Source organism: Nocardia rhamnosiphila NBRC 108938 (genome assembly GCF_000720425.1).
Classification (GTDB): domain Bacteria; phylum Actinomycetota; class Actinomycetes; order Mycobacteriales; family Mycobacteriaceae; genus Nocardia; species Nocardia rhamnosiphila.
Window position 1 is genome coordinate 630,121 of record NZ_JOAJ01000005.1, and the last position, 24,803, is coordinate 654,923.

The window sequence follows — 24,803 nt, forward strand, 5'->3', positions numbered from 1 at the left end:
CCGCAGATACCGGCGAGATCCTGGAGTTCCGTCTCCCCGATCTCGGCGAAGGACTCACCGATGCCGAATTCCAGAACTGGACGGTGGCGGTGGGCGACGAGATCGCGTTGAACCAGACCATTGCCGAGGTCGAGACCGCGAAAGCGGTGGTCGCGCTACCGTCCCCGTTCGCGGGGACCGTGGTGGAACTGCTCGCCGAGCCCGGCGAGACCATCGACGTCGGCGCGCCGCTACTCCGGATACGCACGACCGCAACGGAAACGGGCGCCGAGGGGCGGCCCTCGGTGCTGGTCGGTTACGGCCCGTCGGAGGAGCAGGTCTCGCGGCGGCGGCGCGGTGGGCAGCGCTCCGGCGGTGCGGCCGCACCGCCGGCGGAGCCGTCCGCGGGCAACGGGATGTCCTACGACGGCGGCGTGATCGGCGGACCACCCGGCGAGACGGCCCGGACGGTGCCGGAGCCACCGGAACACGGGGGTGACCCGGCGCGTGGAGCCACGGCCGAATCGCAACGGGTGGCCGCGACGCCGGGAGCCCGCAAACTGGCCCGGGAGCTGGGCATAGACCTGTGGTATGTGGCCGGTTCCGGACCGGAGGGGGCGGTCACCGTCGCGGATGTCCGTGGTGCGGTGCCGGTTTCGGAACCCGATACCCGCGATCGCGGTCCCGGTGACGAGGCCGCGCCGGCCGGGGAACGGGCCGCCGGGTCGGTCCGGGAGGAGCGCACGCCGATCGCCGGGGTCCGTAAGCGGACCGCGGCGGCCATGGTGACCAGTGCGCGCACGATCCCACAGGCCGATACCTCGATCACGGTGGATGTCACGGCCTCGCTGGAGCTGCTGGAACATCTGCGCGCCACCCGATCCTTCGAAGGAATCACCCCGACCCTGCTCGCGCTGGTGGCGAAATCGGTACTCGCCGCGCTGGCCGAATTTCCCGTGATCAACACCTTCTGGGACGAGGCCAACGGGGAGATCGTCACCCGGCACTACGTCAACCTGGGTATCGCGGTGGCCGCCCCGCGCGGGCTGCTGGTGCCCAATATCAAGGACGCCCAGACCCTCGGCCTGCGGGAACTGTGCCGCGAGATCGGGTGGCTGGCCCACACCGCGCGGGACGGCCGGGCGGGCCCGGCCGATCTGCGCGGGGGCACGTTCACCATTTCCAATGTCGGCGTCTTCGGTGTGGAATCCGGTACGCCGCTGGTCAATCCGGGCGAGGCCGCGATCCTGTGCCTGGGTGCGGTGGTGAAACGGCCGTGGGTATTCCGGGACGAATTGGCGATCCGCTCGGTGGTGACACTGACACTGAGTTTCGATCACCGGATGATCGACGGTGAGGCGGCGGCCCGCTTCCTGGCGACCGTCGCCGGCCTGCTGGAGGACCCGCTGACGCTGCTCGCCCGGATCTGACACCGAAATTCACCCGCGGAAATCCGTGTACGCATGGACTTCGCGGACCGCCCGCGCGTACGGTGGCGAAATCTGTTCCAGACCCTTGGACGAGGAGCTGCGTTGAACGCGGTATTGATCTCGGCTGAAGAACTCCGGGAATCAACAGAGAAAGATCTGCGCCTGCTGGATGTGCGCTGGCAACTCGGCGATCCCGATGGGCCGCAGCATTATCAGAACGGTCATATACCCGGAGCGGTGTTCGTCGACCTGGATACCGAACTCGCCGCCCTGCCCTCACCCGCCCGCGGCCGGCATCCGCTGCCGGACCCGAGCCGGCTCCAGAAATGCGCGCGCAGCTGGGGTTTGTGCACGGGCGATCCGGTGGTGGTCTACGACGCGATCGGCGGAATGTCGGCGGCGCGGGCGTGGTGGCTGCTGCGCTGGGCGGGCATCGCCGATGTCCGGATCCTGGACGGCGGGCTCCCGTCGTGGATCCGGTGCGGCGGCGAATTGGCCACCGGGGTGGAACCCGATCCGGCGCCCGGTGATATCGAATTCCGGCCGGGCCGGCTGCCGGTGATCGACGCCGACGCGGTCGCCCGCTGGGAGGGGGTCCTGCTGGATGCCCGCGCGGCCGAGCGCTACCGCGGCGAACAGGAACACCTGGATCCCCGCGCCGGGCACATACCCGGCGCGATCAGCGCGCCGAGCAGCGAGAACCTCGATCAGGACGGCTGTTTCCTGCCCGAAGACCTGCTGCGCGAGCGGTTCGGTGAGATCGGCGAGGCCCCGGTCGCGGTGTACTGCGGTTCGGGTGTCACGGCCGCACACGCGATCGCGGCGCTCGCCGTGGTGGGGGTTCAGGCGGCGCTCTATCCGGGTTCTTGGTCGCAGTGGGCCCACGATCCGAAGCGGCCGGTCGCCACGGGGGTGTAGGCCGGATGATCATCCGCAGGTCGCGGCCACCCGGCGCAGCGCCGCGTGGTCGGCGGCGGTGACCGGCAGCCCGTAGCGCACCGCGACCGTGAGGTAGCGGCCCGCGTAGTAGCAGTGCCCGGGCCGGGACGGCGGTAGCCAGTCCGCGGGTGTGCCGTCGCTCTTGTCGGTATTGGCCGCGTCATCGGTGGCCTGCAGGTTGTAATCGATATCGTTGGCGAACCGGATCCGCTGCGCGACCGGCCACCCGGCCGCCCCGAGATCCCAGGCCGCGGCCAGCGGAAAGATGTGGTCGATCGGTATCCGCCGGGCGTTCTCCTTGCTGAACACGATGACGGCGCCGGTGTAGGGGTCGGCCAGGGTGCCGGACTGTACGACGCACCGGTGGCTGCCGGGCCGGTAGCCGACTCCGGTGAGTTGGCGCGCGAGCACATTGTTCCGGGTATCGCAGCCGTCCCGGCCGCCGGGGCCGTCGTGGTCGTCGGACCAGGCAGGGCCGAAAACGCACCCCTGCCCGGCCCCGCAGCCACGTTCGTATCCGCCCGGATGCGGGCGTTGCGGCACCACCCGGACCGCGCCGAGCAACTGTTCGAGCTGCGCCCGCCCCGGACTGCCCGGTGCGGGCCGCTGCCCGGTGACCGCCGCGCATCCGGCCCCCGAAATCAGTAGCAGAAAGGCGGCACACAGAGCGGTGACCGCGTGAATCGTCCCCCGTGTCATCACGGATACCGGTATACCGGACCCCTCCGACAGCTATCGGGGTTCCGGAGTCAGAGCCAGGCCCGGGCCAGCAGTTCGTCGTTGTCGACCCGGCTACTGCGAGGAGGGAAGCGCGTGGCGACCAGGGATTCGATATGTACTCCGTCGTGACCGATCACCCAGGACCCACTGCTGTCGGTACATTCGGCGATCTTGGCGAAGGCGGTGAGGAGGAAGGTGACCGCCTCTTCGGGCACGGTGGTGTGGGCCAGACGCTGTGACTCGCCGGGCCGGGACAGGTCCAGCCATACTCCACACTGCCCGTCGAGCCGCATGCCGACGATCTTGTCGGCATTCACGAAGGTGAACTTGCGCCGTTCCCACGGGGTCGTCGGCGTGTAGCTCTGCTCGAGAACCTGGAGCAGAATCGTCATACTGCTGCCCTCCGCTTTTCGATGGCACCGCGGTGCCGGGATGCCGCTGTGTGATGGGACCGCTGCTCGCGGGCCGGGCTGCGCCGGGCGCCGCGCGTGGCCGCCGGAGGCAGCCCGAGCCGCCCGGCGGGGCTGCGCTCGACGGGAATGGATATCAGCGGTGACCAGCGGATATTTCCCAGTATGTGCCGTCGCGGGGGATAAATCCAGAGACAGCCCGGGTGCGCCGGGCCGGTATCGCGTCCCCCGGCCCGCGCCGCGGGACGCCGAGGTGGGGGACCGTGCGCGGGCTGTCGCACCCGGCTGATTTGATGGGGCAATGTTGCACGGACTGTGGTCGCCCGGTTCCGGGCTGCTGCTGTGGCGTGCCGCCGGCGGCGCGGACGGACCGCCCGTGCCGGGGCTGCTCGGGTCGGTACTGGCCGAATCGCGCTTCCGGCACCGGGCCGAGGTGCTCGTGGTGGACGACGCGGGCACCCGGCGGGAGACGGTGCGGGCGCACGCGCTCGCACCGGGTCCGGCCGCCGCCGCGCTGCGGCAGCGGTTGCCGGCCGGTGCCGTGGCCGGGGATCTGCGCTTCCTGGGCCATATCGCCCAGGGGATCGAACGCTGGGTGCGGGCCGGCGCGGTGGTTCCCGAACTACGGCGCGACGACGCCGAATGGTGGGCGCGCTGGCGCTTGTCCGGCGGGTCGGGCCAGCGCGCCTGGCTCGCCGAACTCGCCGCCCTGCTGCCGCCGGCGCTGCGGGTCGCCGGGCCGCCCGGCGATGTGCTCGACGATATGGTCACCGAGCTCACCGATCCGATGGTGCGGGAACTGATCGCGGCGGGTCCGCACCCGCATCCGCTGATACACGGTCTGCGCACGGATGTTCCCGTGGAGACCGGCAGTCATCAGGTGGCCGAGGTGCTGCGGCAGTGGCGGGAGAGCCGCGTCTCCGACGAGACCGGGCTGGTGCTGCGGCTGCGCGAACCCGACGGGGAGTTCGCCGATACCGCGGACACGTCCGCGCTGTGGCGCCTCGAGGTCTGCCTGCGGGCCGACGGGACGGCGCCGCGGCCGATCCCGGTTCCCGGTGCGGCCGACGAGGTGCGATCGGGCCTGGAATGGCTGGGCCGGGCGCAGCGCGCCTATCCCCGGCTGCGCGATGTCCCGGGCGACCCGCACAGCCTCGATCTGCTGCTGCCGACCGAGGTGGTGGCCGATCTGGTCGCGCACGGTTCGCAGGCGCTGTCGGCCGCGGGTATTCCGCTGCTGCTGCCCAGAGCCTGGAACATCACCGAGCCGAGCCTGCGGCTGCGGGTCGAGGGCGCCGCGGTACCCGCCGCCGAGAGCACGGTGGGGCTGGACGGGCTGGTCGGCTACCGGTGGGAACTGGCACTCGGCGACACCGTGTTGTCCCAGGACGAGATGCAGCGGTTGATCTCGGCCCAGTCCGATCTGGTGCGCCTGCGTGGCGAATGGGTGCAGGCCGATCACACCGTGCTCGCGGCCGCCGCGAAGTTCGTGGCCCTGCACCACGGCGACAACGAGATCACCCTCTCCGATCTGATCGGTGAGATCAGCGAGAACCGGGCCGGGGACGTGCCGCTGACCGAGGTCACCGCGAGCGGCTGGCCCGCCGCGCTCTTCGACCCCGAGCGCCCGGTGGATCCGGTACCCGTGCCCGGACGGTTGAAGGCCCAGTTGCGCCCCTATCAGGAACGTGGCCTGGCCTGGCTGGCGACCATGAACCGGCTCGGGTGCGGCGCGGTCCTCGCCGACGATATGGGTCTGGGTAAGACGGTCCAGGTGCTGGCCCTGCTGCTGCACGAACGCGAGGGTGACCGCGCACCCGGGCCGACCGTGCTGGTGTGCCCGATGTCGGTGGTCGGCAACTGGCAGCGCGAAGCCGAACGGTTCGCGCCCGACCTGCGGGTCCTGGTGCACCACGGCCCCGGGCGCACACAGGGCCGTGACCTCGACGCGGCGGTGGCCGCAGCGGATCTGGTGGTCACCACCTACGCACTGCTCGCCCGCGATATCGCCGAGCTGTCCCGGCAGCAGTGGGAACGGGTGGTGCTCGACGAAGCCCAGCACATCAAGAACGCGGCGACCCGGCAGGCCCGGTCCGCCCGGGCGCTGCCCGCCCGGCACCGGCTGGCGCTCACCGGTACGCCGGTGGAGAACCGGCTGGAAGAACTCCGCTCGATCTTCGATTTCGCGGTACCGAAACTACTGGGCAGCCCGCAGACCTTCCGGGCCCGCTTCGCCGTACCGATCGAGCGGGAGAACGACGAGAACGCGGTGGCCCGGTTGCGCACCGTGACCTCCCCGTTCCTGTTGCGCCGGGTGAAAACCGATCCCGCCGTGATCAGCGATCTGCCGGACAAACTCGAGATGACCGTCCGGGCCAACCTCACCGTCGAACAGGCCGCGCTGTATCAGGCGGTGGTCGAGGATATGCTCGAGAAACTGCGCGATGCCAAGGGAATGGCCCGTAAGGGTGCGGTGCTCGGCGCGCTCACCCGATTGAAGCAGGTCTGCAATCACCCCGCGCATTTCCTCGGCGACTCCTCCGCGGTGCTGCGGCGCGGCGCCCACCGATCCGGCAAGCTGGCGCTGGTCGAGGATGTGCTCGACGCCGTCCTGGCCGAGGGGGAGAAGGCGCTGCTGTTCACCCAGTTCCGCGAGTTCGGCGAGCTCATCGTCCCGTACCTCGCCGAACGGTTCGGTGGCGAGATCCCGTTCCTGCACGGTGGAGTCGCCAAGAAACGACGTGACGGGATGGTCGCGGCGTTTCAGGGTGCGGGGGGCCCGCCGATCATGCTGCTCTCGCTCAAGGCCGGGGGTACCGGACTGAATCTGACCGCCGCCAATCATGTCGTGCATCTGGATCGCTGGTGGAATCCGGCCGTGGAGAACCAGGCGACCGACCGCGCGTTCCGGATCGGGCAGCGCCGGGCGGTGCAGGTGCGCAAACTGGTCTGCGTCGACACCATCGAGGAACGTATCGACGAGATGATCACGGGTAAGAGCGAACTCGCCGATCTGGCGGTCGGGGTCGGCGAGAACTGGATCACCGAACTCGGCAACGACGACCTGGCCCGGCTGTTCACCCTCGGCGCCGAGGCGGTGGGTGAGTAATGGCCGACTTCGGCGAGTACGGCAGGCGCCGAGCCGTTTCCGGTGGTGTCGGCGCGCGCAGCCGGCGCGGCGCCTTCGCCCGCACCTTCTGGGGCAAGGCCTTCGTGGAGGTGGTCGAGCGGCTCGCCGAACCCGGTCGGCTCGCCCGCGGCCGCACCTATGCCCGGGCGGGGCAGGTGGTGAGTTACCGGATCGAGCCCGGTGTCGTGGCCGCCGAGGTGCAGGGCAGCCAGCCGCGCCCGTTCGCCACGACCTGCGATTTCCGGCGGCTGCGCGACGAGGAGGTGGAGCTGCTGGTCGAGCTGATCCGGGGCTCGCCCGGCATGCTCGCCCGCGTGGTCTCCGGGGATCTGCCCCGCGAACTCGCACCCCACCTGCTCCCGGAGACCGCGGCCGATATCGATTTCGGATGCACCTGCCCGGATCCCGGGTGGCCGTGTAAACACGCGGTCGCGGTCGCCTGTCTGCTCGCCGAACGCTTCGACGACCATCCGCGGGATCTGCTGACCCTGCGTGGGCTGAGCCTGGACACCCTGATCAGCGGGGTCGAGGCGGCGGCGCCGGAGGGGGAAGAGTTCGCCGACCCCTACGGCGAGAGTCTGGAACTGCCCGCACTGCCGGCACCGGAGATCCGCCCGGCCCCCGACGATCTGGATCCGGCGCTGCTGCGGCGGGCCCTGCGCATGCTGTCCGCGGACGAGTCGACGGCGGCGGAGGCGGGGCGGGCGCTGGTGGCCGTGTACTCGGCGCTGACCGGCCGCTAGCGATCCACCTCGGCCGGATGAGCGAACATGCTCTGGCCGAGATCGGCTGCGGAGAGCACCACGGTGCCGTAGAGGTCGGCGATCGTGGCGAGGGCGCTGTGGTGGAGTTGGGTCGCGGAGACCTCGGCCGCGGGGGTCCGCAGGGAGCGGGTGGCGCACGCGTCGGCTACAACGGTGGCTTCGTTTCCGCGCAGGAAGGCGCCCTCGGCGGTGAAGGTGACACACATATGGGTCATGAATCCGGCAATGACGACCCGCTTGTTTCCGGCCGCGTCGACATGTGCGGCGAGATCGGTGTCCACGAAGGAGTTCGGCGCGGTTTTGATCACGACCGGTTCGCCGTCGACGGGTGCGACCGCCGGATGGATCCGGCCGACCTCGGCGTCGATGTCGTAGGCGGAGCCGGCGCCGCCGTTGTGGACGATATGGATGACCGGCGCACCGGCTGCCCGGGCCTGCGCCAGCAGGTCGGCAGCCGCCGCGAGCGCGGGCTCCCAGCCGTCGAGTTCCATTACCCCGCGGGTGTAGGTGTTCTGGTAGTCGACGAGAAGCAGGGTGGCCTCGGCCAGTGTGGCCGGGGTCCGGTCGAGACCGTTGAGCTCACGCAACGTGGTGGCCATCGAGGTGGTCCTTTCGCGAGGTTCCGCCGGGTTTCCGGCGCGTCTTCCACGCTAGGAACTCGCGGTTATGTCGGCAATGTCAGGTAACCTGCAAAAACCGACATGCGCGGTGTCTGGATCCGGAGGGCGAAATAGTGATCGAACGGTTCATCGTCGTCGTCTTGTTCGACGGTGTCGATCTGCTCGACGTGACCGGGCCGCCGGAAGTGTTCTCCCTGCTGCAACGCGAGATGGGCGAACCCACCGGCTATCGCGTCGTGCTCGCTGCCGAGACGGCGGCGCCGGTGACGACGTCCGCCGGGGTCCGGGTGCTCCCGGATGTCACCTTCGACGAAGTCTCCGGCCGGAGTATCGACACCCTGATCGTGCCGGGCGCGGTCGAGGTCGACGCGCGCCGGCAGGTACGCGCGGTGGCCGATCCGGTGGTGGTCGACTGGGTTCGCCGGACGGCCGGCCGCGTCCGGCGGGTGGCATCGGTCTGTGTCGGCGCGCATATCCTCGCCCATGCCGGTCTGCTGGCGGGTAAACGCGCGACCACGCACTGGTCGACCGCCGCCCAGCTCGCCGCCGAACATCCAGGGGTCATGGTGGACGCCGACCCGATCTTCATCCGCGACGGTGACGTGTGGACCGGTGCCGGGCTCACCGCCTGCCTGGATCTGACCCTCGCGCTGGTAGCGGAGGATTTCGGCCGGGAGCCGGCGATGCGGGTGGCCCGGCAATTGGTGATGTACCTGCAGCGTCCCAGCGGTCAGAGCCAGTTCAGCGTATCCCTCGATCCGGTGTCGAGCACGCGACGCATCGACGATCTGCGACATCACATCGCGCAGAACATCTCCCGGCCGCTCACTGTCGCGTCCCTGGCCGCCCACGCGCATATCGGTGACCGTCAGCTCACCCGGATCTTCAAGGCCGAATTGGGTATGACGCCGGCGGCCTACATCGAAGCCGCCCGAGTGGAAGTCGCCCGCCATCGTCTGGAGACCACCGACGACACACTCGACCGCGTGGCCGGTGAATGTGGTTTCGGGACAACCGATACGCTCGCCCGCGCCTTCCGTCGCTCTCTCGGTATCACCCCGGCCGCCTACCGGGACCGCTTCCGAGTACGCACCGAGGTTCCGTAAGCGGCTGTCCGCGGCCGATATCCGGGTACGGGCTCGCGCGGATCGCCGGCGTACGGACGCCGCCCGCGCCCGGCCCGGGGTCATTCCAACCGGTACACCCGCTGGGCATTGGCGCGGAATACCTTCTCCAGGAACTCCGTGCCGCCGAGATGGTCGGCCAGCACCGTCGCCACCGCCTCGGCGCTGCCGGTGATCGAGGTGATCGGCCGGTCGACCGGGAAATTCGATCCCCAGACGAGTCGTTCGGCGCCGAAGACGTCGGCCGCGTGCCGCAGCAGCGGGCCGATCCGGTCGGTGAGGCGGGCCACCGGCGTCGGATGGCCGGGTCTGGGTACCGGGTGGCCCAGGATCGGCATCATCAACCCGCTGACCTTGGCCACCACATTCGGAAACTCGGCCAGCGCGGTGATATCGGCGCGCCAGCGTTCGAATATCGCGGCGCGTTGCCGGGCGTCGTTCCCGGTGTACTTGCCGATCGGCCCGAAGATCCCCGCCGGCGTACCCAGGTGGTTCAACACGATCTTCGCCTCGGGGTAGCGCCGGGCCAGCGCGATCAGTTCCGGCAGCTGGTTCGAGTACACCCAGGCCTCGAAGATCAGCTCGCGGTCGACCAGTGCGGCGAAGCCGTCCAGGAACGCGTTGCTGTGCAGGGCGCCCGGGTCGGTGGTGAAACTGCGGATGCCGGTGTCCGGATGGTGGGCGACCATACTGCGCACGCCGCGTACCAGGGGTGAGGCGGATAGATGCGCGTCGAGCAGTTCGGCGAACCCCGGGGCGCCGGGGAAGCCGCTCGCGCTCACGGCGGCGAGCGCGGGGGTGTCCACCCCGAACGGCAGGGCGGTGACCCAGCGGGTCTCCTCGACCTTGGGGCCGGTCCACTCGACCTCGATGTGCACCACCGATTCGACCGGCAGGTCGCCGGCGTCGGTCCGGTAGTCGGCGGGCAGGTACGGCGCCAGATAGGCCGAGGGTTCGCCGATGAACTCCCGGTCCTTACGCGGCGCGAGACGTACCGCGAGCGGGAGCGGGACCGGGACGGCACGCAACAGTTTCGCTGTGCGGCTGAACTCGCGCGCGGTGGTGAACGGGTCCCACTGGTGGATGTGGGCGTCGATGATCCGGATCTCGCCGATGTCCATTGCGCTCCGGCACCTCCTGCGATCGTCTGTGGTCTGGTCGCCGAGGGTAGCGCGTGACCAGGGCCCGGGGGAGCCGTTCGGCTCGCGTCGGACGAGTCGGCGGATCCGGCGTCATACTGGGTCTGTGGCCGAACAGGATTCGGCGCCGCGGGCGCCGGTGTCGGGAGCCGATACGGTTCCCGACCGCGTCGTGACGGAGAAATCCGCTCCGGCCGCCGCGCCCCGCCCGGTCGGCGGCCCGGCGGCGGAGCCGCAGAGTGCCGGTGCGGCGGCGCCGGAACCGGGTCGTGCGCCCGCCGCGCTGCGCGATCTGGTCGAGCAGGGTGTGCTCGACGAAACCCAGCTGACCGCGGTGGTCACCGCGCTATGGCACGAACGGCCGCGGCCCACGCCGGCCCGGCTGCTGGCCGAGATCGCGGCCTACGCCGGGGCGGGTCTGTTGCTGAGCGGACTGGTGCTGATCCTGGTGGAGTCCTGGGACGATATGGCCAAACTGGGCCGTTTCGTCCTGTTCGCGCTGGTCGCTCTCGGCTTGATCGTGGCCGGTGTGGCGACGGCGGGCGGTCGCTCGGTGTTGTTGCGCGCGGCGTGGCGGTCGATACCCGATACCGGGCACACCGCGCGGACCCGGCTGGCGGTGGTCCTGTTCGTACTCGCGTCGGCGAGTGTGGCCGCGGCCGCGGGGTCGGCTTTCGACAACGGGGATGTCGGCAGCGACACCACCTGGGTCTATGCCGCGGGGGCGGGTCTGCTGGCGGCGGCCGCCGGGTATGCCGCGTTGCCGTCGCTGCTCGGCCTGCTGGTGTGCACCGCGTTCAGCGTGGCGCTGGTGGTGGGCGTACTGGACGAGGTCTTCGACCTCGACGACAGCTGGATCGGCGGCGGGGTGCTGGTGCTGGGTATCGGCTGGCTCGGTCTCACCCGCGCCCGGGTGGTGCTCGAGGTGTGGGCCGGATATCTGGCGGGCGTGGTCCTGGCGGTGGCGGGGGCGCAGACCGTCGACGCGTTCGACGGGAGGTGGCCGGCCTACGCGCTCACCGCCGTGGTCGCAGTGGTGTGCTTCGGGGTCTACGCCACCGATCGGTCCTGGGTGCTGGTTCTCGGTGGCGCCGCGGCGCTGACAATGGCGGCGGTGGAGGCGGTCGCGGAGTGGACCGGTGAGTCGGCCGGTGCGTCCGGGGCGATCCTGGTGATCGGCGCGGTGGTCCTGGGGATCGGCAGCTATCTGCTGGCCCGGTCCACGAAAACCACCGGTTAGCTGGGTAGATTCCGAGTCACGCGGACGTGGTCGGCGTGTTTGCGGGCAAGTCTGGTTTCGGCCGAAGTCCGGGTGTATCGTTTTGCTTGGACGTCCAACTATTGGAAGCCCGCAAAACGATCTTCGTGTGACGGACGGCCGCAGCGCCGCGCCCGCCACCCCCGACACGAGGCAGGGAATCGCATGGTTCGAGAACTCACACATTTCATCGGCGGGCAGCACGTCCCCGGCACCTCCGGCCGGTTCGGCGATGTCTACGACCCGAATATCGGCGAGGTGCAGGCCCGGGTGCCGCTGGCGAGCCGGGCCGAAGTCGAGGCCGTTATCGCGAACGCCGAAGCCGCGCAGCCGGCCTGGGCCGCGACCAACCCGCAGCGCCGGGCCCGGGTGCTGATGAAGTTCTTGACCCTGGTCAACGATGAGATCGACTCGCTGGCCGCGCTGCTGTCCAGTGAGCACGGCAAGACCATCCCCGACGCCAAGGGCGATATCCAGCGCGGCCTCGAGGTCATCGAGTTCGCGGTCGGTATCCCGCACCTGCTCAAGGGCGAGTACACCGAGAGCGCGGGCACCGGGATCGATGTCTACTCGATGCGCCAGCCGCTGGGTGTGGTCGCCGGCATCACCCCGTTCAACTTCCCGGCCATGATTCCGCTGTGGAAGGCCGGTCCCGCGCTGGCCACCGGTAACGCTTTCGTGCTCAAGCCCTCCGAACGCGACCCGTCGGTGCCGCTGCGGCTGGCCGAACTGTTCCTCGAAGCCGGTCTGCCCGAGGGCGTGTTCAACGTGGTCAACGGCGACAAGGAGGCCGTGGACACGATCCTGCACGATCCCCGGATCAAGGCGGTCGGCTTCGTCGGCTCCACCCCGATCGCGCAGTACATCTACGAGACCGCCACCGCGAACGGTAAACGCGCCCAGTGCTTCGGCGGCGCCAAGAACCACGCCATCGTCATGCCCGACGCCGATCTCGACGATGTCGCCGATCAGCTTATCGGCGCGGGCTACGGTTCGGCCGGTGAACGCTGCATGGCGATCTCGGTGGCCGTGCCGGTGGGCGAGGAGACCGCGGACCGGCTGGTCGAGAAGCTCACCGAACGGGTGCACAAGCTCAATGTCGGCAAATCCGATGATCCGGGCGCGGACTTCGGGCCGCTGGTCGGCCTCGACGGTGTGGACCGGGTGAAGAAGTACATCCAGCGGGGCATCGACGAGGGCGCCGAACTGGTGGTGGACGGCCGCGGCCTCACCGTCGACGGTGCCGAGAACGGGTACTTCGTCGGCGCGACCCTGTTCGACCGGGTCGGCAAGGAGATGTCCATCTACAAGGAGGAGATCTTCGGCCCGGTGCTGACCGTCGTGCGCGCCGCGGACTACGAGGAAGGCCTGCGGCTGGCCAACGACCACGAATACGGCAACGGCGTAGCCATCTTCACCCGCGACGGTGACACCGCCCGCGATTTCGCGGCCCGCGTACAGGTCGGCATGGTCGGTATCAATGTCCCGATCCCGGTGCCGATCGCGTACTACACCTTCGGCGGCTGGAAGCGGTCCGGGTTCGGTGACCTGAACCAGCACGGCCCGGATTCGATCCGCTTCTACACCAAGACCAAGACGGTGACCCAGCGCTGGCCGGCGGGATTGAAGGAGAGCAACAGCTTCGTCATCCCGACGATGGAATGACGGCCGTGTTCACGCTCGACGAAGACGAGCGGGCCATCCGCGATACCGCCCGGGAATTCGCCGACGAATACCTGGCGCCGCACGCCGTGGAATGGGACCAGAACAAACACTTCCCGGTGGATGTGCTGCGGAAATCGGGTGCGGTCGGGCTCGGCGGCATCTACGTGGGTGAGGAGTTCGGTGGATCCGGGCTGCGCCGGCTGGACGCGGTGCGGATCTTCGAACAGCTCGCCACCGGATGCCCCACCGTGGCGGCCTATATCTCGATCCACAATATGGCGGCCTGGATGATCGACGCCTACGGCGACGACGACCAGCGCCGGCAGTGGCTGCCCGGGTTGACGGCGATGGACCAGCTGGCCAGTTACGCGCTCACCGAACCCGGTGTGGGTTCCGATGCCGCCGCCATCACCACCCGCGCGGTGCGTGACGGTGACGACTACCTGGTCAACGGCTCCAAGCAGTTCATCTCGGGCGCGGGTAGCAACGACCTGTACGTGATGATGGTCCGCACCCAGGACACCGGGGCACGGGGTATCTCGACGCTGGTCATCCCCGCCGACACGCCTGGTCTCGAGGTAGGGCCCAACGAGAAGAAGATGGGCTGGAACGCCCAGCCCACCCGGCAGGTGATCCTCACCGACGCGCGGGTGCCGGTGGCCAACCGGCTCGGCGCCGAGGGCGACGGGTTCCGGATCGCCATGAACGGGCTCAACGGCGGGCGGCTCAATATCGCCGCGTGCTCGGTGGGCGGGGCGCAGGCCGCGCTCGAGAAAACCGTGCCCTACCTGGCCCAGCGCAATGCGTTCGGCGCTCCGCTGCTGAACAACCAGGCATTGCAATTCGAGCTGGCCGATATGCGGACCGAACTCGAAGCCGCCCGGACCCTGCTGTGGCGGGCCGCGGCGGCGCTGGACGCGGATGCCCCGGACAAGGTCGAACTCTGCGCCATGGCCAAACGGTTCGCCACCGACGCCGGTTTCGAGGTCGCCAACGCCGCGCTGCAACTGCACGGCGGATACGGTTACCTGGCCGAATACGGCCTGGAGAAGATCGTCCGCGACCTGCGGGTGCACCAGATCCTGGAGGGCACCAACGAGATCATGCGGATGGTCGTCGCCCGGTCGATGACAGCGTCCGTGGCGGGTGTGTCGTGATCGGCGGACGCCCGGCGGCGAGCGCGAAAGGAAATGAATGAGCGACGAACCCGAAGTCCTGGTCGAACAGCGCGGCGGCCTGGGCCTGATCACCCTGAACCGGCCCAAGGCCATCAACGCCCTCAACCACGCGATGACGCTCACCATCACCGAGCGGTTGCGCGCCTGGGCCACTGACGATTCGGTGCGGACGGTGGCCATCACCGGCGCCGGTGAGCGGGGCCTGTGCGCGGGCGGCGATATCGTCGCCATTCACCACGACGCCAAGGAACAGCAGGCGGCGGGGCATGTGGGCGCGGCGGCGGATTCGGCGACCGGGAAGTTCTGGCGCGACGAGTACATTCTCAACGCGCTCATCGGCCGCTATCCGAAGCCGTATGTCGCGGTGATGGACGGGATCGTGATGGGCGGCGGGGTCGGCCTGTCGGCGCACGGCAGCCATCGCATCGTCACCGAACGGTCCAAGGTCGGCATGCCGGAGGTCGGTATCGGATTCATCCCCGATGTCGGCGGCACCTATCTGCTGTCCCGGGCGCCGGGTGAGCTGGGCACGCATATCGCGCTCACCACCGCGCGGCTCGGGGCCGGCGATGCCGTCGCCACGGGGTTCGCGGACTACTACGTTCCGGCCGACCGGATCCCGGCGCTGCTGACCACCCTGGAGACCGAGGCCGCGGATGTCGCCATCGCGAAATTCGCCGCCGAGGCACCGGAATCGAGCCTGATCGCGCAACGCGACTGGATCGATGCCTGCTACAGCGCCGATACCGTCGCCGAGATCGTGGCCCGCCTACAGGCCCACGAATCGCCGGAGGCGAACAAGGCCGCCGCCGACGTACTGGGCAAATCACCGGTCGCGCTGCAGGTGACGCTGCGGTCGCTGCGTTCGGCGAAGGGCACCGGCAGCCTGGAAGCGGTGCTGAACGAGGAGTACCGGGTGTCGATCGCCTCGCTGGCCTCGCACGACCTGGTCGAGGGCATCCGCGCACAGGTGGTCGACAAGGACCGAAACCCGCGGTGGTCGCCCGCCGCCCTGTCCGATGTGACCACCGCGCAGGTCGACGGATATTTCGCCGAGCTCGGTGCGCGGGAACTGGGTTTGACGATTCCGGAGGACAAACAATGAGCAAGACGATCGGCTTCCTCGGCCTCGGCCATATGGGCGGCCCCATGGCGGCCAACCTGGTCAAGGCCGGGTACGACGTCCACGCGTTCGACCCCTCGCCCGCGGCACAGGAACAGGCCCGCGCCGACGGGGTCGCGCTGGTGGATTCCGGTGTGGCCGCGGCCACCGGTCGTGACATCGTGATCACCATGCTCACCAACGGCAAGCTGGTGCGCACCGTGTACGACGAACTGCTGCCGGCCGCGAACCCGGGCACACTGTTCATCGACTGTTCGACCATCGATGTGGCCGACGCCCGGGCCGCGGCCGTTGCCGCGGCGGCGGCCGGGCACCGGGCCCTGGACGCGCCGGTCTCCGGTGGGGTTTCCGGCGCGGCCGCCGGAACGCTGACCTTCATGGTGGGCGGTGCGGATACCGATTTCGCCGAGGCGCTGCCGGTGCTCGAGGTGATGGGCGCCAAGGTGGTGCACACCGGTGCCGCCGGGAACGGGCAGGCCGCCAAGATCTGTAACAACATGATCCTCGGCATTTCCATGATCGGCCTGTCGGAAGCGCTGGTGCTGGGTGAGAAACTGGGCCTGAGCCATCAGGCGTTCTTCGATGTCGTCTCCACGGCCTCGGGGCAGAGTTGGTCGCTCACCACCTACTGCCCGGTTCCGGGCCCGGTGCCGACCAGCCCGGCGAACAACGACTACAAGCCGGGGTTCGCCACCGCGCTGATGAACAAGGATCTGGGGCTGGCGGTGGAGGCGTTGCGCGCCAACGGTGTCGAGGGCCGGATCGGGCAACTGGCCGCCGAAATCTATCGTGAGTTCAACGAGACCTCGGGCGACCGGGATTTCTCGGCCATCATCACCGACGTACGCGAACGCAGCGGCGGAACCGGTCCGGCCGAATAGCCGGTCCGGCGGAGCGCCGCATCTCACCGTCCACCGTGAGCCGGTAGCGGAGCCATGGGTCTGTCCCGTGGCGAAACAGGGACCTGTCGTGTGACAAGCACGGCAGGTCCCTGCTCGTCGAGGCGGCGAATCCGGCCGGCCCGGGCCGGCCGCGCGGCTACAGCCACTGTTTCGGTTCGGCGGCGCGGCAGAACGGGGTCCGGCCGGAGGCCCATTCGCCGGGATCTCGTATGGAGTTCAAGGCAGCGCTACTGCCAGTTCAGCCGAATACGCTGAGATAGCACTGGTATCGGCCGTCAGGGAGGTAGCGGTGAGCCAGCAAGATCGAACTGTTGCGGCTTCGCCGGTATGACGCTCTACCTACCCGAGGAGTTGCGCTGGCTCGGCTGGATCGCCGGGGCCCCGTGGCCGGACGGGGACGAAGACAAGGCCTGGGAGGTGGCCCGGGCCTGGGAGGAGGCGAGCAAGGAGCTCACCGCTCTGCTCGCCAAGATCGACGAGGCTCGTCAGGCGACCATGGCCGCGTATCCGGCGGGCGCCGCGCGTGAAGAGATGGGTGGGCGGTTCGACGAGCTGCGCACCGGCGAACACTCCTTGGAGCAGATCGCCGAATACATGATGACGCAATATGATTCGGCGTTCGATATGGGCACCGAGTTACAGGCCACCAAACTCACCATCATCCTGACGCTGTGCTGGCTGGCGATCGAGATCGCCTGGGCCTGGCTGTTCCCCCCGACCGCGCCCGCCGTCGAAGCGGCCGCGATCGTCTCGACACGCTCGGCTCTCAAGTTCATACAGGATTTCGTGCAGAAGACGATCACGAATATCGCGGCGCGAATGGGTGCGCCGAACTTGAAGCACAGTCCCTTCTGGAAAAACCTCGTCGGGGCAGGACGCACTGCCCACTGGCCGACCGCGAAAGGCTGGGGTGTCTACATCTCCCGCGCCATCGAGGGCGCGGTGGTGCCGATGGCGATCAACGGCAGTGTTCAGGCCGGCCAGATAGGCCAGGGTAAGCGGCACGAGTTCAACGGTAAGGAGTTCGGCCTGAGCGCGCTGGGCGGTGCCGCCGGCGCGGTCCCCGCCCGCGAATTCGGCAAGTATCTAGGCGAATTCATCGACAAGGGACTCAACAAACTTCCCGCCAAAGTGGTGTACAACCCTGCCATGGGTGCGTTCCGCGGGATGTTCATCGGCGCCACCGCCGATGCCTTCGGCGCCATCTTCGGCAATCTCGCCACCGCGCTGGCCTCCGGCGCGGATTTCTCCGCCTTCGGCAACGCCGCCGGCTGGGTCGGCAATATCGCGCAGGGCGGGATAGTCGGCGGGGTGCGCGGCGGGGCGGCGTTCAACAGCTATATCCCGAAGGGGGCGGACGGGTTCAGCAACCCGGCCGGATTCCGGAGCGACCACTGGCGGGGTTTCGCGTGGCGGCTGCCGAAGTACGAAGGGCCCGGGCTGTTCGCCCCTACCCCGACTCCTGCGCCGGAGAGCTCGGCCGGTAGCTCGAGCGACAGTTCCAGCACTGTGACGACTGCCTCTTCGACCAATATCCCGGCACCGCCGCCCGGTATGGCGCCGGATGACATCGCACTACAGAACCTGAACTCGACTGCCGCACCGAACTCGGCCGGTGGGCCCACTTTCGGTTCAGGAGCCTCCGGTCACGGGCAGGCCGGCCTGGGTGGGCAGTTCTCTGGCGGTGATGGTCAGTACGGGGTCAACCAGCAGCCCACTCGCCTGCCGGGGGAATCCGGGACGTTCGGTCCCGCGGCATACGGTGGCGCTTCCGGCTCCCAAACCCCCGGTGGGTTCGGCAGTGAGGGTGGCAGCCAGGGCAATTACGGCGGCCGATACGGCGAGGGCGGTGGGGGCCGGTTCGGCAACGAGAGCAATGGTGGCTTCTACGGTGGCCGCGATGACGACAGCAGCATCTTCTACGGTGGCCGGGACGACGACAGCGTCTACTACGGCCGTGACGACGACAGCACCTACGGTGGCCGGGACGATGACAGCATCTTCGACGGTCGTGACAACGACAGCACCTATGGTGGCCGCGATGACGACAGCATCTTCTACGGTGGCCGGGACAACGAGCAAGGTTTCGTCGCCGGTGGGCGCTATGGGGGCTCGGGTGCGCCGTGGACATTCGTCGGCAACAGCGGGTCCATGCCGCAGCACGCCTGGTTCGGCGGTTCGGACGACGGTATTTCCATCCACAATGTGAGAGGCGACGTTTATATGTCGGGTGGTGCCGGTCCGCCCGGCACCGTATCCGGTGGGCAGTTCAGAACGGATTCGCCGACGCTGGGCGGCGGCTACCAGGGGCAGCCGGGACCGTCGGCGGGCCAGCAGGGACCGGTGAATCCCACCTCGCAGCCATCGTCCGCGCAACAGCAGTTCTCGTCGCAGTCCCATCAGTCGCAGAATCAGCCGGCGGGGCCCGCGTCCCGTCAGCCGGTGCCGCAGCCGGGGCTGCACGACAATTCGTCGGCCACTTCGATCGACTCCACTCCGATGACCGATCCCGATGCCTCGCCGGTACCGCCCGGCGGCAGGGACGATATCTTCGGCGGCCCGCTGGACGCCACGGGGCAGCCCCTTCGAACGGAATGGTTCGACACCGACTCCGACGCCACGTCGGTGACCAGTATCGAAACCGGATCGGATCTGCGGTCCGACAATGTTTCGCTGTCGGACTTTCCGCTGCCACCGGCCGGTATGTACGGCCCCACGACGACTCCGGGAATACCCGGGAGCAGCGACTGGGGGGCAGGCTCGCCGCGGCCCGCGCCGGGAATCAACCAACCCGGCCTGCCCGCGCCGGGCGCATCGCAATCCGGCCCGGCCAACTTCTCCCGCCCGTTCGGCCTAAACGGTCCGGCGGCCCCGCCGACCAACTTCTCGCGTCCGTTCGGCGGGCAGAACCCGCCGGCTCCGCCTTCCCTGCAGCAGAACCCGCAGCAGCGACAGGAGGACAGCGACGCGGAGACAATCTTCGAGACTTCCTCGGACGGCTCGATATCGGAAGTCGGCTTCTCCGGAGGTCCGCTGGGGCAGCCGGGGCAGGCGCCGGGACTGTGGCAGCGGCCGCAGTTCAACCAGTCGGAGACCTCGTTCGAAACCTCGTCGGACAGTGCGTCGGTCTACAGCGCGGATTCCGCGGCGCAGGGTGGGGGCCCGCCGATCCAGTCGTTCTGGTCGGATACTACCTCGGACAGCGGCAGGCCGCCGTCCCAGTCGATGTGGTCGGACAACACCTCGGAGATGTCGTTCGGGTCGGAGCTCGCGCATCGGCTCGGCGTGCCACCCGGCTCCCGCGAAGCCTACGAGCTCTTCCGCGACAGGTACGCCGAGTCGAGGACCGAGCACCATGGGACCCACCACGGTGCCCACGCCATCAGCCATTCGCTGGGCGAAGGTAAGGATGTGCGCGGTAAACCGCGACCCCAGCGCTGGCCGATGCGGGTGCCGTACCCGATCCTCGAGTTCCGTGGCCCCGAGGTGGTGACCGACGGATGGCTGCCCGACGGTGCTGTTCCGAAGGGCGGCGACGACCCGGCGGATCCGGGGGGAGGACCGGCCGCGCCGGAGCCGATCGTGAGTCCGGAGGCGGTGGTCGATCCCTCGGCAAGCATCGGGCCGGGGGCGGAGGTCCAGGCGGGCGCCACGGTGGGCAAGAGCGCCGAGATCGGCGCGGGCGCCATCATCCACGGGGGAGCGGCGGTGCAGGAGGGGGCCGTGGTGGGCGAGGGCGCGCAGATCCACGCGGGCGTCATCGTGCACCCGGGAGCCGTGGTGGGCGCGGGGGCCATAGTGAACGAAGGGGCGGTGATCCTGCCCGGCGCGGTGGTACCCGACGGCGCGACGGTGGCAGCGGGCGAAGTGGTCGGTGGGACCCCGGGGACACAGTCCTCGGAAGTAGATGTGCCGTTCAGGTTGTAACGATCCGGCGGCACCCGGATGAGAGGTGAGGACGATGGTGGATCGCGTAGAGGTGGATCCGGACGGGTTGGCGATCGCCGCGGGAATAGCGCAGGAGCTCGGCGATTCGATTCTGGGTGTCGGTAGCCGGTTGCGGGAGCGGCTCGGCGCACTCGAGGACGAGCAGAACAGACAGCCGTGGGGTAACGATAGTTACGGCGAGAAGTTCGTCAACGGCAACAACAACGACGGTTACGGCACCTCCAAACCGAACCTGCTCGACGGCGTCGACGGGATCGGCGGCACCTTTGTTGCCATCGCCACCGGTCAAACCGATGCTGTCAACGAGCTGCGCAGGATGGACGGGCAGGTCTGAACGGAGGCGGGCGGCCGTGTCCGCAGACCGGGACCTTTCGTCTATCAACTGCGCTCGATGGACAGCCGGTTCGGAGGCACGCCCGGGAGCTGGTATTACACCGAATTCGCGTGCGCGCCATCGGGTATTCAACCTCTTGCGCTGTAATCCCCGGGGGTGGTCTTCGCGGAGGTCACTCCCGGACCGGAAGGACTGAGGTAGCACCGTGGTGAACGAACGCCTGCAGGAAGATATGGCGACCATGCTGTCGGGCTTGAGCCACCAGATGCGCAGTATCGCCGAGGTACAGAAAAAACGTTCCCTGCTCACCGCCACGGTTCTCGCCGAGGAGAAACGGATCGAGGTGACGGTGAACGCCGACGGTCTGCTCATCGACACCAAATTCGCCGACGACATCCTCGATCTGACGCCGGACGAGATCGCCGCGGCCATCACCAAGGCCGTGCAGGATGCCGCGGCGCAGGTGCAGCTGAGGGCCCGCGAACTGATGGAGCCGTTGCTGGCGCACCGGGATTCACTACCGAAGCTGTCCGAGATGATCGAGGGTGCGCCGGACCTGGCCGGACTGATACCCCAGCCGCTGGAAACACCGACCGTGTCGCCCGATTCGCCGGACTGGCCGGGGAACAAGCCGGAGGAGCCCGACGATCCGGGGCCGGCGTCCGTTGTCGCGGATCGAGACTGACACCACGTGATCACGCAGAGCCCGGTCGCGGTATCGCAGCAGGTTCCGGTCGACGGTTACGACGGAAAGTGAACGCTCATGGCATTGGACCCGAACACGCTGACCGATCTCACGACCCAAGCGAACGAGGGGCATCTGCAGTTCACCCCGAAGGACGCGATCACAGCGGCCCGGGCGGCCGCCGATCTGGTCGATGATCTGCGGGGTATGGCCAATGCCATCACCCAGCACAAGCTGGACATGCTGGATCCGGCGATGTTCGGGGCGCTGTCGTCCGGTAATCAGCTGGCTGGGGTGTACAGCAAGAAGGCCGGTCGCCTGTACGAGATCCTGCGCGAGCACGCCACGGTGCTCGAGGGTTTGACCCAGCTGTTCATTGCCGCAGGTAAGGCCTACGACGATGTCGATCAGGCGTCGAGCGACGAACTGGGCGCGATCAAGCCGGGCGAGGGCGCGGCGGAGTACAAGCCCGCGACAGTGGCCGACCCGATGGCACCACGGGACCCGACGCTCGTGTTCACCAACCAGAGTCCCGATATTCCGAGCGGTGTGAAGAACTACGGTGGCAACAAGGACCCGGGCGATGCCATCAAGGTCGAAGCCCAGGATGCGGTGTCCTGGCGGGAGATGTACGACCACGGCCAGTACATCGATGCACAGGCCGTGATGAACCGCTCGGCGACCTGGGGTTCGCTGGCGAGCGATCTGGGCTCCAAGTTGAACGGCTTGGTGGACAAGATTTTCCCGTTGGCCGAGTCGTGGAAGGGCGAGGGTTCGGCGGGCGCGCAGGAAGCGGTACGCAACTACCGCAACGGCGTCCAGCCGCTGATCGACTCCATCGAGCAGGTACGCGACAATATGGCCTGGGCGGCCACCTTCTTGGCGTACACGAAGCCGCAGATGCCGGGTATCCCTACGGAGCCCGGCGGGTGTCACGAGCCGGACCTGGGGGATTACCGCTGGCGGCTCAACGAGTACTACCTCGAGCCGATGAAGGAAACGGTGAAGGTGATGCCCGTACTGGACGGGCCCATCGCCAAGCCCGGGGGTGACGGTTCGGGTAGTGGGAGTGGGAGCGGCTCGGGGAGCGGTAGTGGGAGCGGCTCGGGGAGCGGTAGTGGGAGCGGCTCGGGTAGTGGGAGCGGCTCGGGGAGCGGCTCGGGCAGTGGAAGCGGAAGCTCCTATCAATCCGGCTACGAGGACGGTTACGCGGACGGCCTCGAAGACGGTCAGGGTAGTAACACGGGGTCCGGTAGCGGTGGTGGTCCCGGCAGCGGCGGACCGGAATACACCGGACAGAGCGGTTCGGGTGGCGGTCCCGGCGCCGGCCTGGGCAACGGGTCGAGGGGATCCAGCTCACCCATAACCGCAGGTTCGCGAGGCAGTGGGTCCGGTAGCGGCGGCGGACCGTCCGTACCGTCCATGCCCGAAACGGCGTCCGGTGGTCCGTCCATGCCGTCCATGCCCGAGAGAGCATCCTCGGGTGGTACCGGGTCCAGCGGTGGAAGCCCGGCCGGCGGCAGCGGCTCGAGCCCGAAAGGCGGCAGCAGCCCGGCCTACACCGGTCAGCAGCAGCAGTCCCCGACGCTCCCGACAATGCCTTCGGCCGAGGATCTGCTGGGCAACAACAGCCCCGGCGAACAGGTCTCCAACGGGGGCCCCGGTTCGACCGGCGGGAACGGTCCGGGGTCGGAAGGCGGACCCGGCTCGGACTCCACCGGCGGTGGCAACGAGATGCCGGAGAACCCCACGGCTGCGGATATCCTGAGCAAGCTCACCGGTATACCTACCTCCGAGCTGCCGGAGGCGCTGAAGAACCGGAAGATCACGGCCTCGGACGGTTCGGGCAAGCCGTCACTCGCGGACGCGCTCTCGCAGCTCACCGGTATCCCGCTGGACGAGATGCCCGAGGCGCTGAAGAACACCCCGCTCTCCTCGCTCTACGACGAGAATTCGCCCTACGGTTCGGCGGATACGCTGTTCGGCGACGACTCCGGCTCCGGGAGCGGTGACGGTGCCGGTTCCGGCAGCGCGGGCGACCGCTTGGCCGGCCTGTTGGGCGGCGACGGCTCCGGCGGCAGTGGGAGCGGAGCCGGCAGTGGTGGCAGCCAGGACCCGCTGGGTCGGATCGCCAACCTGCTGACGCAGGGTATCCAGGCGTTCGCGCAACTCGGCAGCGGCCTTCCGGGAATGGACGAACTGGCTCGAATGCTGGATCCCAGCCAGATACAGCAGCATTTGCAGGGCATGCTGGATCCGGCCCGGGAGCAGCTCGACCAGTTGGCCGGTGCGCTGGGTGGTGGCGGTGCCGGTGCGGGCCTGCCGGGCGGCATCACTCCTCCGGAACCGCCGCTGTCGCCCTACCCCGAACCGCAGCAGGCGCAACTGTTCCCCCGGGCCGCGCTGGCCGGCCCCGGCTTGGACCCGGCCGGCCACTATCAATCGCCCACGGGTTCCTCCCAGCCGATGGGGGGAGCGCCGATGGGCGGTGCTCCGGGGGCGGGCGCCGCTAACTCCGGCGGGCAGAACAACGACTACAAACCGTCGAAGTACCTGCAGGGCCGCGAGAACATGGAGGATGTCTTCGACATCCCGGACCGGGTGAAACCGGTGATCGAACCATGAGGAGCTGGGAGCTCACCGGTCTGGAGTTCCGGGCACTGTGTGCGGACCACACCGAGGGCAGGTTGCCGCGGCCGCTGGTCTTCACCAGTTCGATCCGGTGGGCGGACGAATACGAATGGGAGCTTTCGAAGACCGCCCGGGATCTCCGGGGCCGCTACAACGGTGAGCTGGACGCATTCGGCGTCGCGCTCGCCAAACCCGACGTATTCGTCAGCCTGCAGGCTTTCGGCGGCGACGGGGATTTCGACAACCCGGAAGTGCGTACCCGCGTCCATGCCTGCCGGCAGCGGGCACGGGGTTTCGTGATCACCCAGCGGCCCGGCGAGACGGTGCACCATGCGGCCGGCTTCGATATCGTCGAATGCGATCCGCATGCGCTGGGCGATATCGTGCTGTCGCGGATACCGTTCGCGCGGGCCGGGCGATTGCCGGATACCGCCATCCCCGATACGACCCGAGATCCCAGGTTCGAACCCGGGTACAGCACGTCCGGATCGATGATCTCCGATTACGACGAGGACGAAAACGAGAACGAGGACGCCGGTAACGAATACGACCGGGCCCTGACCTTTCTGCGTACGTCCGCCGTACGCAGCGGCTCCATCCGGGTGGTTCAGGGTCGTTCGAAGTACGGTCCCCGGGGCCGTGTCGAGATGGGAATGCTGTGGCGCGATGTCGAGGGCGACGGCCGGTATGCGATCCCCATGCACCATCCGTCACCGTCCGCGCGGGGAATGGGCACCGCGGATCTGACCGAGTGGATCGATGAGCAGGTGGATCTGGTGGTGGCCCGGCTCGATCGGAATATGGAAATCGAGGAATGACCGCCT

General features: G+C 68.7%; 19 protein-coding genes. 15 read left to right on the plus strand and 4 right to left on the minus strand.

Annotated elements, in window-relative coordinates; all coding sequences use genetic code 11:
* Nucleotides 1-17: 17 nt before the first annotated feature.
* A complete protein-coding gene (locus tag IG75_RS0120560; RefSeq protein ID WP_030522440.1) occupies nucleotides 18-1,409 on the plus strand; it encodes a dihydrolipoamide acetyltransferase family protein in 1,392 nt (463 codons plus the stop codon).
* A 102-nt stretch (nucleotides 1,410-1,511) separates the two neighbouring features.
* Nucleotides 1,512-2,327 (plus strand): sulfurtransferase, encoded by an 816-nt coding sequence (locus IG75_RS0120565; protein WP_063045409.1) that lies wholly within the window; start codon nucleotides 1,512-1,514, stop codon nucleotides 2,325-2,327.
* Between the two features lie 9 nt (nucleotides 2,328-2,336).
* Here IG75_RS0120565 and IG75_RS0120570 read toward each other — a convergent pair whose 3' ends face one another.
* Nucleotides 2,337-3,047 (minus strand): HNH endonuclease family protein, encoded by a 711-nt coding sequence (locus IG75_RS0120570; RefSeq protein WP_030522438.1) that lies wholly within the window; start codon nucleotides 3,045-3,047, stop codon nucleotides 2,337-2,339.
* A gap of 50 nt (nucleotides 3,048-3,097) precedes the next feature.
* Nucleotides 3,098-3,460: a hypothetical protein gene (locus IG75_RS0120575; protein ID WP_030522437.1), complete on the minus strand. Its 363-nt coding sequence runs from the start codon at nucleotides 3,458-3,460 to the stop codon at nucleotides 3,098-3,100.
* Nucleotides 3,461-3,779: 319 nt separating this feature from the next.
* Here IG75_RS0120575 and IG75_RS0120580 point away from each other — a divergent pair, with 319 nt between their 5' ends.
* Nucleotides 3,780-6,587, plus strand: a complete 2,808-nt coding sequence (locus IG75_RS0120580; protein ID WP_030522436.1) for a DEAD/DEAH box helicase — start codon at nucleotides 3,780-3,782, stop codon at nucleotides 6,585-6,587.
* A complete protein-coding gene (locus IG75_RS0120585; RefSeq protein ID WP_030522435.1) occupies nucleotides 6,587-7,351 on the plus strand; it encodes an SWIM zinc finger family protein in 765 nt (254 codons plus the stop codon). Before IG75_RS0120580 ends, IG75_RS0120585 begins: the two co-directional genes overlap by 1 nt.
* Here IG75_RS0120585 and IG75_RS0120590 read toward each other — a convergent pair.
* The gene (locus IG75_RS0120590) at nucleotides 7,348-7,971 is read right to left on the minus strand and encodes an isochorismatase family protein (RefSeq protein WP_051714751.1); all 624 of its coding nucleotides are present in this window, start codon (nucleotides 7,969-7,971) and stop codon (nucleotides 7,348-7,350) included. The genes IG75_RS0120585 and IG75_RS0120590 overlap by 4 nt on opposite strands.
* A gap of 134 nt (nucleotides 7,972-8,105) precedes the next feature.
* Here IG75_RS0120590 and IG75_RS0120595 point away from each other — a divergent pair, with 134 nt between their 5' ends.
* Nucleotides 8,106-9,098 carry a GlxA family transcriptional regulator gene (locus tag IG75_RS0120595; RefSeq protein ID WP_245713403.1) on the plus strand — a complete coding sequence of 331 codons (993 nt, stop codon included), beginning with the start codon at nucleotides 8,106-8,108 and terminating at the stop codon, nucleotides 9,096-9,098.
* An 80-nt stretch (nucleotides 9,099-9,178) separates the two neighbouring features.
* On the opposite strand, the gene IG75_RS0120600 is transcribed toward IG75_RS0120595, so the two are convergent.
* Nucleotides 9,179-10,237, minus strand: coding sequence for an amidohydrolase family protein (locus tag IG75_RS0120600; RefSeq protein WP_030522432.1), 1,059 nt, complete (start codon nucleotides 10,235-10,237; stop codon nucleotides 9,179-9,181).
* 124 nt (nucleotides 10,238-10,361) lie between these two features.
* Between IG75_RS0120600 and IG75_RS37430 the strand changes: the two genes are divergently transcribed.
* The 10 genes from IG75_RS37430 to IG75_RS0120650 all read left to right on the plus strand — a co-directional run bounded on the left by IG75_RS37430 (nucleotide 10,362) and on the right by IG75_RS0120650 (nucleotide 24,797).
* The gene (locus IG75_RS37430; protein WP_051714752.1) at nucleotides 10,362-11,495 is read left to right on the plus strand and encodes a DUF2157 domain-containing protein; all 1,134 of its coding nucleotides are present in this window, start codon (nucleotides 10,362-10,364) and stop codon (nucleotides 11,493-11,495) included.
* 183 nt (nucleotides 11,496-11,678) lie between these two features.
* Nucleotides 11,679-13,178 (plus strand): CoA-acylating methylmalonate-semialdehyde dehydrogenase, encoded by a 1,500-nt coding sequence (locus IG75_RS0120610; protein WP_030522430.1) that lies wholly within the window; start codon nucleotides 11,679-11,681, stop codon nucleotides 13,176-13,178.
* Between the two features lie 5 nt (nucleotides 13,179-13,183).
* Nucleotides 13,184-14,335, plus strand: a complete 1,152-nt coding sequence (locus IG75_RS0120615; protein WP_030522429.1) for an acyl-CoA dehydrogenase family protein — start codon at nucleotides 13,184-13,186, stop codon at nucleotides 14,333-14,335.
* A gap of 37 nt (nucleotides 14,336-14,372) precedes the next feature.
* Nucleotides 14,373-15,461, plus strand: a complete 1,089-nt coding sequence (locus IG75_RS0120620; RefSeq protein WP_030522428.1) for an enoyl-CoA hydratase/isomerase family protein — start codon at nucleotides 14,373-14,375, stop codon at nucleotides 15,459-15,461.
* Nucleotides 15,458-16,360 carry a 3-hydroxyisobutyrate dehydrogenase gene (gene mmsB / locus IG75_RS0120625; protein WP_030522427.1) on the plus strand — a complete coding sequence of 301 codons (903 nt, stop codon included), beginning with the start codon at nucleotides 15,458-15,460 and terminating at the stop codon, nucleotides 16,358-16,360. The genes IG75_RS0120620 and mmsB overlap by 4 nt, the downstream gene beginning before the upstream one ends.
* 348 nt (nucleotides 16,361-16,708) lie before the next feature.
* Nucleotides 16,709-20,308, plus strand: coding sequence for a WXG100-like domain-containing protein (locus tag IG75_RS36440; protein WP_036514472.1), 3,600 nt, complete (start codon nucleotides 16,709-16,711; stop codon nucleotides 20,306-20,308).
* Between the two features lie 34 nt (nucleotides 20,309-20,342).
* A complete protein-coding gene (locus IG75_RS0120635) occupies nucleotides 20,343-20,663 on the plus strand; it encodes a hypothetical protein (RefSeq protein ID WP_030522426.1) in 321 nt (106 codons plus the stop codon).
* A 205-nt stretch (nucleotides 20,664-20,868) separates the two neighbouring features.
* A complete protein-coding gene (locus tag IG75_RS0120640; RefSeq protein WP_051714753.1) occupies nucleotides 20,869-21,348 on the plus strand; it encodes a YbaB/EbfC family nucleoid-associated protein in 480 nt (159 codons plus the stop codon).
* Between the two features lie 78 nt (nucleotides 21,349-21,426).
* On the plus strand, nucleotides 21,427-23,973 hold the full coding sequence (locus tag IG75_RS39900) for a WXG100 family type VII secretion target (protein WP_051714754.1): 2,547 nt from the start codon (nucleotides 21,427-21,429) through the stop codon (nucleotides 23,971-23,973).
* Entirely contained in the window at nucleotides 23,970-24,797 is an 828-nt protein-coding gene (locus IG75_RS0120650) for an ESX secretion-associated protein EspG (RefSeq protein WP_030522424.1), read from the plus strand. Before IG75_RS39900 ends, IG75_RS0120650 begins: the two co-directional genes overlap by 4 nt.
* The last annotated feature ends 6 nt before the right edge of the window (nucleotides 24,798-24,803 follow it).